The sequence below is a fragment of the Cupriavidus sp. BIS7 genome, from assembly GCF_000292345.1.
Classification (GTDB): Bacteria; Pseudomonadota; Gammaproteobacteria; order Burkholderiales; family Burkholderiaceae; genus Cupriavidus.
This window is the reverse complement of sequence record NZ_ALOU01000044.1, coordinates 1-9,640: the sequence shown is the minus strand read 5'-3', so window position 1 is coordinate 9,640 and position 9,640 is coordinate 1. Positions and strand designations below refer to the sequence as shown.

The window sequence follows — 9,640 nt, the reverse complement described above, 5'->3', positions numbered from 1 at the left end:
GCCGAGGATGGCTGCTTCGCGGTGTGGTTCAGCCGTTTCGAGATTGGAGAAATCGACCTGCGCACATCATGATGTGCGCAGATCACGTGTTACCTATGTCCCCGAACACCCGTTACCCATGTCTCCGGTCTGTACAAGTGGGAGAGGGGAGCAAACCAGCAGCAAACCAAAGGCATCACTGCGGCACCAGTTCCAGCTTCTCCCTGCTCTCCTTCTCCACCGCCTTGCGCGACCGCTGGCGTCAATTGGATTTTGCGACAGCGGTCGCTATGCGCTCCCCTCTCCCATGCCAATGGGAGAGGGGTGGGGGAGAGGGCAAAGCCTTTCGTCACTGACCAACGTGTTTGGTGCTTCAGACGCTGGCCCTCTCCCCCAACCCCTCTCCCGCGCGCGGGAGAGGGGAGAACACCGGGAGCAAACCAAAGGCATCACTGCGGCACAAGTTCCAGCTTCTCCTTGCTCTCCTTCTCCACCGCCTTGCGCGAATACACGAGCGGGAAATACTCGCCCTTCGCCCACAGCGGTGCCAGATCACGATAATGCGGGCTGGCCGGATTGCCCGACTGGCCCGGCGTGTTCACCACGCGCGATGCGTCCCAGTTGCCGACATCCAGCACCATGCGGAATGAAGCCCCCGCCGTGAGTTGGTAGTCGCTGTTGCGATAGCTCGTGTTCATCGGCGTGAACGATGACCCGCCGATTGGCCCGGCGTTGACGTCGTACTGCTGGCGTTGTGCCGCGTCTAGGATCGAATGCAGTGGGTGCTCGAACACGGCCGTGTGCAGCTTGCCCCATTGCCATGCCTTCGGGTCCGGGCCGAGCTTCTTCTCGACGTCCGCCATTGCCGCTTTCAGCGTGGACATCATGACGTCGTTCCGCTTCTCGACGGTCATCCAGCTATCGGGTCGCTCGAGCACGGCGACGATACGGCTGGCATCGCCCGCGCCGACCAGACGTGCGGCCTCCGGCGGCAGCGCGGCCCGTACCACGGCCGTGCGCAGGTACTTGCTGAACCAGACCTCGAACAGCGCGGCAGGCGCACTGTCCGCGCGTTCGTTGCCGTCCCAGCCACGGAGCAGATCCAGCCCGCGCTGGATCTGCGCGTCGCTGCTGTTCAGTGGCTTGAGCAACGCCACCACGCGCTGCGCGGGCAGCGACACGGTGTCGTTCTGCCACGCCATCGAATCTTCCAGAGAACTGCGCGGATTGGCGGCCACCAGCGCCTTGAGCCGGCGCGCGCGCGAACTGTCGCTCCATTCGTAGCCCACGCCGATCTTGTAGGCCGGATGATTCGGCGGAATATTGTTCTCGTTGGCCGTGACCACATAGCCGGGCGCCGGGTTGAACGCCCACGGCAGTTCGTCCATGTTGCGATAACCGGCCCACTCATAGCGGCCATCGCCGGGCACCGGCATCAGGCCATCCCAGTTCGGGCGGTTGACGGTCAGCCCGCCGGGCACCCAGCCGATATTGCCGAAGCGGTCCGCATAGACCTGGTTCTCGCCCGGCGCGCCCCAGCGGTTCATGGCCGCGCGGAACTGGTCCCAGTTCTGGGCGCGCATGTAGTCCATCGACCCGAAATACGGCGCCATGCCCAGGTCGAGCCATGCCGCGCGCAGCGCCCAGGCGCGGTTGTTCTTCGCGTCGGCATAGAGCACCGGGCCGTGGCGCGTGTAGTCGATCGTGACCTTGCGCGGCGTGGCTTCGCCGCGTACCGAGATCGATTCGGTCACGGTCTCCATCGGCTCCCAGCGCCCCTTGTACTTGTACTCGTGCGGCTGCGCGGGGTCGGTCTCGTAGACATAGAGATCTTCCTGATCCATGTAGAACCGCGTCAGGCCGAACGCAATCGTGCCGTTGTGGCCGATCGAGATGCCGGGCAGGAACGGTTCGCCCGCACCGATCACCGACAGACCCGGCGCGTTCAGATGGCTGATATAGCGCAGGCTTGGCGCACCATGCGCGCGGTGCGGATCATTGGCCAGGATCGGGCGCCCGGTGGCGGTACGGCTACCCGCGATCACCCAGTTGTTCGATCCGAGACTGCGCCCGGTATCGCTGGACGCATCGACCGTCGCATAGAGCTGGTCCACCGGAATGTTCTCTGCCTTGGTGCCTGTCTGCTGCCACACGTCCTTCGGAAAACGCGGCGCCGCCGTGGCCAGGTCGTACGCCTTGCGCAGTTCGGCCGCCGGTACCGTACACGGGTCAAGCCCGTCCGGCACCTTCGGCTCGATCTGCGGATCGAGTTCGCGGCGCACCCAGTCCGCGCGCGCGGCATTGGGCTTGGCATAGCAATAGATCTGTGCCCGGTCGATCTCACCGGTGAAATTCAGCGTCAGGCCGTGGTGGCGGATGCGGACGATGTCCTCGGCACGCCAGTGCGACGGCTTGTAGTTGAGCAGCTTGAATTCGGGCGGCAGCAGGTCCGGATGCGCTTCGGTCTGCGCAACGTACGCGTTGACGCCGGCCACGAAGGCCTCCGCTACGCGCTTGGCATCCGAACCGTAGGCGAGCCATTCGCGGTACATGTCGCCGCGGAACAGCACGGCGCGCGCCATGCGGTCGCCGTCCACGTAGGCGGGGCCGAAATCCTTTGCCATTTCGCCAAGCCCGCGCTTGCGCCAAAGGTCGATCTGGAACAGCCGGTCTCGCGCCGCCACGAAGCCCTGCACATAGAACGCATCGTAGAGCGTATTGGCGTAGATGTGCGGCACACCCCAGCGGTCGATCAGCACCGTGGCGGGCTTCTCCAGTCCGGGCACGGCAAACTTGTCTGCGCCCGCTGCCAGCGCGGGTGCGGCGGAAGCGGCGGCGAGCCATGCCATGGCAACAGTGGCACGCCGCAGGGAACGGGTCGGGCGAAACATCGGATCTCCTCGTCGGGTGAAGACCTGCGAGGATAGCGGAATGTGACGGAATCGGCGACGCTGCACCGCCGCAAATCGATTAAGGCCGAGTCGGCTTTCGTCCAGTCAGTAGACGTCGCGACGATAACGGCCGGCTTCCGTCATTTGATGCAGTGTCGCCTCGCCGAGAATCCGAATCAGTGATTCCTGCACGCCAGCAGCCATTCCTTGCAGGCTGCCGCAGACGTAGATCGACGCGCCCTGCTCCACCCATTCGGCAATCGCCGAGGCCTGCGCGGCAACCGCGTCCTGCACGTAGCGCGGCGCGGTGCCATCGCGCGACCAGGCGCGGTCGATACACTGAAGTACGCCCTGCTCCTGCCACGCCGTGAGTTCCGCCCCATGGAAATCGTCTAGCGCCGCGGATCGTTCGCCAAAGAGCAGCCAGTTGCGATGATGGCCAACAGCCGCGCGCGCCTTGATCACGGCGCGCAGCCCTGCCAGTCCGGTGCCGTTGCCGATCAGGATCAGCGGGCGGTCGTCTTCAGGAGGACGGAAGGCGCGATTGGTGCGAACGCGCAGCGCGATAAAAGCGCCCTCTCCAGCGTATTCGGTCAGCCAGCCCGAAGCCAGGCCAAGCCGCCCGTCTGCATGGCGCGTCTGGCGGACCAGCAGTTCCAGCCGGCCGTCCGCTGGCAGCGATGAGATCGAATACTCGCGGTGCGGCAGCGCGGGCAGTGCATCCACAATCCGTTGGGGCACAAGCCCGATCAGCGTATCCAGATGGCTATCCGGTAGCGGGAGCCGCGTGGCCAACGCATCGGCCAGCGTCATCATCCGGCTATCGCAACGGACCAGCGTGGCGCCGTCGAGGGACAGGCGCGTCAGCAGCCGCTCGGCGACTTCGGTCGGGTGGCATGGGCCAACTTCGGCGATATCGCCCGCGCTCCATGACAGGTGTTCTGCAACCTCCGGTTCGAGGGCCAGATGGTAGGCCGCTTCGCCCTGGCTGCCCGGATTGAGCAGGTGCCGCTCCGCCAGCCGCCAGCGTCCGTAGCGCGGCCGTTCCCAGTCCTCGATCTCGGCGCCGCCGCTGATTGCGGACAGGTGGTTCTGCCAGTGGCGCAATGCCCCCGGATCGCCGTTGTCGACCTCGACCATGTCGAACAACGGCTGCGCCTGATGGCGCTGCAACCAGCCCGAAAGCGCATGCCCAAACGCACAGAAGCGTGCGTAGCTGCTGTCGCCAAGTGCAAGGATGCCGTAGCGCAGCTGGCGCAATGCTTCGGGCGTGCTGCCGGCCACCAGTCGCCGCGCAAATCCTGAAGCACTGTCAGGGGCGTCGCCTTCGCCGGTCGTGCTGACCAGGAACAGTGCCTGATCGCAGGCAGCCAGCCGTGCGCCATCGAGTTCCGCAAAAGACAGCAGTTGAACAGGCCGCCCCGCGCCTTGCAGCGCACGGGCCGTTTGCATGGCCAGTTGCTCGGCAAAGCCGGTCTGGCTGGCGTAGGCCACGAGTGTCGGACGCGCGTTGTCGCCCGGGGCGCTGGCAAGCGCGGTGCGTGCCGCGAGACGTCGGCGGTGTCGATCGAGAACACCCCAGCAGAAACCGAGGTAGGCCACAACCACGCCGACCGCCATCGCGTTCCGGCCATGGGTAAGCATGGCCAGCGCCACGCCTGCGATGAAGATCAACCACGGCATCGCCCGCGTCATGATTGCATCGCGGCAAAGGCCGGGGTGATCCGTTCATCGAAACCATCGGGCCTGCGCACCAGGAACCGCGCGGCCAGCCCGTGGCGTTTTGCAAAGGCAAGACCTGCCTCCGGACCGAGCACAGTCAACGCCGTGGACAGCGCGTCAGCCATCATGCATTCGCGATGGATCACCGTGACGGATGCCAGCGCATGCGCGGCCGGGTAGCCGGTGCGCGGGTCGATCGTGTGGGCGTAGCGGCGTCCATCGTGTTCGAAGTAGCGGCGATAGTCGCCCGACGTTGCAATGGAGACGCCCAGCAACGCCACCAGCGTGCGTGTGGCATTGCCGTCAGCCACTGGCGATTCGAGCTCCACCCACCATGGCATGCCGTCCGGCTTCAGGCCCTGTCCACGCAGTTCACCGCCGATCTCCACCAGATGACTGGGAACGCCCTGTGCATCGAGATAGCGTGACACGGCATCGACCGCAAACCCTTTTGCAATCGCGCAGAAATCGAGTGACAGGCCGCCCGGCTGACGCGCACGGTGTTGCCCGCTGTCGGTCTCTATCCGTTGCCAGCCGCAATGCTGGCGAACGCGTGCCACATCGTCAGGAGTGGGCGCGATCTGGCGCTTGCCGGCCGGGCCAAAGCCCCAGAGATCGACGAGCGGCCCTGCGCTGGGGTCGTAGGCGCCGCCGCTGTCATGGGCCACCTGCAGCGCCGCTTGCAGCACGGAGAAGCAATCGTCGGGCAGCGTGACCCACGTATCGGGCGCGGCACGATTGAAGCGGCTCAGGTCCGATGTCTCTGACCAGTTGCTCATCTGCGCGATGACGCCATCAAGCACCGCGCGAATACCCGCTTCGATGCCGGCTTCGATGCCGTTGCCATCGCGCCCGTGCGTGAGGATGGCCTTGACGCTCCACGTCGTCCCCATCGTCTCGCCCGCCCATTGCACCGATTGCGCCGATTGCGCCGATTGCACGATGCCGCCTTGCGGCTCCGGCGATGGCGGCGGCAACGATAGCGAAACGGGGATGAGGACGCGCTGCATCGACGTGCCTTACTGCGGCAATACTTCCACCGTCACCGCATACGTGGCACGGCGGCTGGTGGCTGGCTTGATCGACGTCTTCTCGTCGCGCAGTTCGGCTTCCATCCAGTACATGCCGGCTGCCGGCCACTTGACGTTGAACTTGCCGTCGGCATCGGTGGTGGCATCGAATTCACCAAGGCGATCGCGATAGCGGATGCCGCCCGGCACGACGGAGACCTTCTGGTTGGCTGCCGGCTTGCCATCGAGCAGCAGACGGAAGCTGGCGGTTTCGCCCGCGGCCAGGTCGTTCGGGTGCGTGATCGGCGCAAGCTCCAGCCCACGTCCGGTCACCGTCAGCGCCTGCTTCGACGGCTTGCCGCTGGTCACATACGACTCCACGCGGCCGGTCAGCTCTATCACCTGCAGCTCCTGGGCGTTGGCGGGCACGTTGGCGGCCAGCGCGTCCGCGGCACCACGCCAGCGCTTGGTCTGCCCGTCCTCCTTCCAGCTGGCGAACAGGCCCTGGTTGACCACTGCAAGGCGATAGGTACCCGGCTGCGTCAGGTGCAGGTCAAACGTGCTGCGGTACTTGCCGGTCGATGTGTTCTCCGGCTTGATGGCCGCGCCATCGGGGCCGGTCACGACGAGGTTGTCCAGGCGCAGCGGCACGTGTTCGAAATAGAACAGGTCATTGGAGACGGCGGCGTCCACCGTCACCCACTGGTTGTTGCCGGACAGCACCGTGGCCGACGGCAGCAGCCATTGGCGGTGCGCATGGGCAGCCAGCGGAGCGAGCGCGGCAAGCGCAAGGATAGCGACGCGGGTAGAGATGCGGGTAGAGATTCGGGTGGAGATTCGGGCAGGCTTCTTCATGGTCAGACTCCGGTCAGATCGGTTCGGATCACGGCTTCACGTCGACAGTCACGCTGCCGAGTTCATGCTCGCCGTTGGCGCGCGCGGTCTGCGCGGACTTCGGCGGCCAGGCAAACGGCACGCGCACGAGTTCGCGGCCACCCACTTCGCGCGCGGCTTCCACCACAAGCTGATAGTCGCCGGCGGCCAGCTTGCCGAGCGGGGCCTTGCCGTCGCTGAACGTCAACGCATGCTCGCCGGGCGCGCGCGTGGCGCCCGAGATGCCGTCCGCCGGCAATTGCATGTCGCGGCCTGCCTTGCGCCACCACTGCCGCATGTCCTTGAGCCACTTCGTACCCTGGCTCTCCTTGTTCTTCGCGTCGTACCAGACGGCCAGCGTCGACACGGGGCTCTGGTCGGCGCGCTCGATCCACATCGACACATACGGGCGGTGATACTCGGCCACGTTCAGGCGGGGAATCTCCACCTTGACGCTCATGTCGGCGGCTATGGCGGGTGCCAGCGGCGCGGCGGCCAGGCCGGTCACGGTGACGGTCAGGAGTCGGCGCATGTCGAAACTCTCTCCAGGTTGGATTGAAGGCGAATCAGTGAATGAACAGGATGGCCAGCAGCAGCGGCACCACCAGCCCCGCGCCCACCAGCGGCCACGTGGCCACGCGGCCAGTTGCATGGAGCTTGAGCAGGAACAGGCCGGTGACACTGAAGATCAGGCACGCAATGGCGAAGACGTCGATAAACCAGCTCCACGCAGCGCCCGTGTTGCGGCCCTTGTGCAGATCGTTGAAGAACGAGATCCAGCCGCGCGACGTGACCTCGTACTGGACCTCGCCGGTATCGAGCGCCACGCTGAGCCACGCATCGCCACCTGGACGCGGCAGCCCGACGTAAAGCTCGTCGGCGGACCATTCCGCCTCGCGGCCGGCGGCATTGATATCCATCGACTTCGACAGCCAGTCGGCCAGCGCTGCGGGGACCGGCCCCTTCGGGTTGGACGACGAACGGTTGGAAGACGAACCGGGATCTGCCGGCACGGCGCGCTTCAGCGCGTCCAGCACCTCGCGCGGCGCCGTGTCATGGCGCGTGACGACCGCCGGCCTGGCCTCGATCTGTCCCGCATGGTTGAGCGTGAAACCCGTGATGGCGAACATCAGCATCCCGATCAGGCAGATCGCGGAACTGATCCAGTGCCACTGGTGAAGATGCTTGAGCCAGAACGCGCGGCGCTGCTGGCCGGACGCTGGCGAGGATTCGGTCATGTTGAGGGTGCAGACGAGGCGGCGGCATGGCGATGGCATCACACTTACGCCAGAAACCGACGATGATAATGGTTCTCATTTGAAACGGCAACCGGCCGGAAGTATCGGGCACGGGGCTTTTCATTACGCTCGATTACGCCCAATCCCAGTGCGCCGTACTGCACAGCAGGCTGCGGAGCGCCGCTTGCTCCACTATTTCCTATCAGTAGTTTTCCTCGATCAAGTTTTTCGATGACCGCGCCGTTATGGCCGATCAGAGGGCGCCTTTACACACACAAGAAAGAAAAAGCGCCCCATTGGTCAACCGATGCGAACGGAGAAAAGGATGTTGCAAAACCTGAGTCTGAGAAAGAAGCTCATGCTGCCACTCGTGCTGAGCTGGGTCTGCCTGCTGGCAATCACGTTGTGGAATGCGTGGCAGATGCGTGAGTTGCGGCTGCAGGATCGCAAGCTGACGCTCGAACAAGTGACAGACACCGCCAACTCGACGGTGGCCGAATACGAGGCGATGGCGCGCGCCGGCAAGCTCAGCACCGAGGAGGCCCAGAAACAGGCGCTCGATCGCCTTCGTGCGGTGCGCTTCGGTGCCGACGGCTACTTCACGGTGATGCGCTCTGACGCTGTCGTGCTGATGCACCCGATCAAGCCCGAACTCGATGGCAAGAACCTGTCGGAGATGAAGGACCCGAACGGCGTCTACCTGTTCCGGGACATCGCGCAGATCGGCAAGACCACCGGCAAGGGTTTTATTGAATACGCATGGCCCAAGCCGGGCGCCGAAGCCCCGCAACCCAAGCTCAGCTACACGCTGAACTTCAAGCCGTGGGACTGGGACTTCATCGCCGGGCTCTATATGGATGACATCCAGGCGGAGTTCCGCATGGCGCTGTGGAAGGCGCTGGGCTGGCTGCTGGCCGTTGGCGCATTGATGAGCGCGGTGATGGTGCGCGTGTCGATGAGCCTGCAGAAGCAGCTTGGCGGCGAGCCGTCGCTGACCTCCGAGATCGCCTCGCGCATTGCAGATGGAGACCTTGCCTCGCACGTACACGTTGCGCCGAACGACCAGGAGAGCGTGCTCTACAACATGCAGCAAATGCAGGCCAGGTTGACCGGTGCAATCGGCCAGATTCGCGGCTCCGCAGATTCAATCGCCGGCGCCGCGCGCCAGATCTCGGCGGGCAACGTCGACCTGTCACGCCGAAGCGAGGAACAGGCGGCATCGCTTGAACAGACTGCCGCAAGCATGGAAGAGCTGACCAGCACGGTTAGGCAGAGTGCCGACAACGCACGCCAGGCCGCGAGCCTAGCCGATGGCGCTTCGGAAATCGCCCTGCGTGGCGGCGAAATCGTGCACAAGGTCGTCGGCACGATGGGCGAGATCAAGGCCGCTTCCAGCAAGGTCGTAGACATCATCGGCGTGATCGAAGGCATCGCATTCCAGACCAACATCCTGGCGCTGAACGCCGCCGTGGAAGCCGCACGCGCGGGCGAGCAGGGCCGCGGATTCGCGGTCGTGGCCGGCGAGGTACGCAGCCTGGCGCAACGCTCGGCCACCGCGGCCAAGGAGATCAAGGGACTGATCGACAATTCCGCGCAGCGCGTTGAAGACGGCGCGGTGCTCGTGGAAGGCGCGGGCAAGGCCATGGAGGAGATCGTCGAAGCGGTCAAGCGCGTGACCGACCTGATGGGCGAGATGCGCGCCGCCACCGAGGAGCAAACCGGCGGCATCGAACAGGTCAACCAGGCCGTGTCGCAAATGGACCAGATGGCGCAGCAGAACGCAGCGCTGGTGGAGGAAGCCACGGCCGCCGCCGCATCGCTGGAGGATCAGGCCGATGCGCTGCACAAGGCAGTGGGGCAGTTCAGGCTGGCCGTGGCGATATAAGGGGTTGTTTCCCCTCTCCCGCTGTTCAGACCGGACACATAG

General features: G+C 65.1%; 7 protein-coding genes. 1 reads left to right on the top strand and 6 read right to left on the bottom strand.

The window, feature by feature from the left end; genetic code table 11:
• Positions 1–428: 428 nt before the first annotated feature.
• The 6 genes from B552_RS0116315 to B552_RS0116290 form a co-directional block, all read right to left on the bottom strand.
• Positions 429–2,828: a penicillin acylase family protein gene (locus tag B552_RS0116315; protein ID WP_237718230.1), complete on the bottom strand. Its 2,400-nt coding sequence runs from the start codon at positions 2,826–2,828 to the stop codon at positions 429–431.
• Positions 2,829–2,975: 147 nt separating this feature from the next.
• Positions 2,976–4,565: a sulfite reductase flavoprotein subunit alpha gene (locus B552_RS0116310; RefSeq protein ID WP_019450110.1), complete on the bottom strand. Its 1,590-nt coding sequence runs from the start codon at positions 4,563–4,565 to the stop codon at positions 2,976–2,978.
• Complete coding sequence (locus tag B552_RS0116305) at positions 4,562–5,602, bottom strand: FAD:protein FMN transferase (RefSeq protein ID WP_019450109.1); 1,041 nt, start codon at positions 5,600–5,602, stop codon at positions 4,562–4,564. Before B552_RS0116305 ends, B552_RS0116310 begins: the two co-directional genes overlap by 4 nt.
• Before the next feature lie 9 nt (positions 5,603–5,611).
• Positions 5,612–6,457, bottom strand: a complete 846-nt coding sequence (locus B552_RS0116300; protein ID WP_019450108.1) for a DUF4198 domain-containing protein — start codon at positions 6,455–6,457, stop codon at positions 5,612–5,614.
• 28 nt (positions 6,458–6,485) lie between these two features.
• Entirely contained in the window at positions 6,486–7,007 is a 522-nt protein-coding gene (locus B552_RS0116295; RefSeq protein WP_019450107.1) for a DUF2271 domain-containing protein, read from the bottom strand.
• A 34-nt stretch (positions 7,008–7,041) separates the two neighbouring features.
• Complete coding sequence (locus B552_RS0116290) at positions 7,042–7,713, bottom strand: PepSY-associated TM helix domain-containing protein (protein WP_026035728.1); 672 nt, start codon at positions 7,711–7,713, stop codon at positions 7,042–7,044.
• Positions 7,714–8,038: 325 nt separating this feature from the next.
• Here B552_RS0116290 and B552_RS0116285 point away from each other — a divergent pair, with 325 nt between their 5' ends.
• Complete coding sequence (locus B552_RS0116285; protein WP_019450105.1) at positions 8,039–9,598, top strand: methyl-accepting chemotaxis protein; 1,560 nt, start codon at positions 8,039–8,041, stop codon at positions 9,596–9,598.
• Positions 9,599–9,640: the final 42 nt, after the last annotated feature.

Coding starts and splice junctions, on each gene's coding strand:
- B552_RS0116315 (WP_237718230.1), bottom strand. CDS start 2,828: ATGGCATGGCTCGCCGCCGCTTCCGCCGCACCCGCGCTGGCAGCGGGC.
- B552_RS0116310 (WP_019450110.1), bottom strand. CDS start 4,565: ATGACGCGGGCGATGCCGTGGTTGATCTTCATCGCAGGCGTGGCGCTG.
- B552_RS0116305 (WP_019450109.1), bottom strand. CDS start 5,602: ATGCAGCGCGTCCTCATCCCCGTTTCGCTATCGTTGCCGCCGCCATCG.
- B552_RS0116300 (WP_019450108.1), bottom strand. CDS start 6,457: ATGAAGAAGCCTGCCCGAATCTCCACCCGAATCTCTACCCGCATCTCT.
- B552_RS0116295 (WP_019450107.1), bottom strand. CDS start 7,007: ATGCGCCGACTCCTGACCGTCACCGTGACCGGCCTGGCCGCCGCGCCG.
- B552_RS0116290 (WP_026035728.1), bottom strand. CDS start 7,713: ATGACCGAATCCTCGCCAGCGTCCGGCCAGCAGCGCCGCGCGTTCTGG.
- B552_RS0116285 (WP_019450105.1), top strand. CDS start 8,039: ATGTTGCAAAACCTGAGTCTGAGAAAGAAGCTCATGCTGCCACTCGTG.